This window comes from Nesterenkonia sedimenti, assembly GCF_012641515.1.
Taxonomy (GTDB): domain Bacteria; phylum Actinomycetota; class Actinomycetes; order Actinomycetales; family Micrococcaceae; genus Nesterenkonia; species Nesterenkonia sedimenti.
The window spans coordinates 1-586 of sequence record NZ_JABAHY010000050.1 but is presented as its reverse complement, the minus strand read 5'-3'; the positions used below and the strand labels follow the sequence as shown (position 1 = coordinate 586).

Below are 586 nucleotides of genomic sequence, written 5' to 3'. Positions count from 1 at the left end.
CAGTAGCGTCCTTTAATGTGGTGTACGGCTCCCCGGTGAGCGCGTCATTTATTACAGAGTGACGGCCACCGTGTGATCCTTCGAGTGAACCTACCAAAGCACTCTCGAAAGGACGTTTCACGATGACCGTCACCCCTTCTAGTATCGACCTTCGCGGCCTGTTGGAGGAACAGCTTTTGCAGGCAAGTCCTGACCTGATCCGGGACTTGTTGCAGATGTTCATCAACACCCTGCTCTCAGCCGAGGCTGACGCGGTCTGCGGCGCTGAATATGGGCAGAGCTCTGATGCCCGGCAGAACCGGCGCAACGGCTACCGGCACCGGGGCTTCGACACTCGGGCCGGCACTTTGGATGTGGCGGTACCCAAGCTGCGGCAGGGGACCTACTTCCCCGAGTGGCTGCTGGAACGACACAAACGTGCTGAGCGGGCACTGACCTCGGTGGTGGCCACCTGCTACTTGCTGGGGGTCTCTACCCGCCGGATGGATAAGCTCGTCGGGTCCCTGGGGATCGAGAGCCTGTCGAAGTCCCAGGTCTCGCAGATGGCCTCTGAACTCGATGAGCAGGTCGAGGCCTTCCGCACCCG

At 60.9% G+C, this 586-nt stretch carries 1 protein-coding gene; it reads left to right on the top strand.

What is annotated here, in order from left to right:
- Positions 1-122: 122 nt before the first annotated feature.
- Positions 123-586, top strand: a 464-nt coding sequence (locus HGQ17_RS14880; protein WP_211090722.1) for a transposase, incomplete at its 3' end; no start/stop codon positions are given.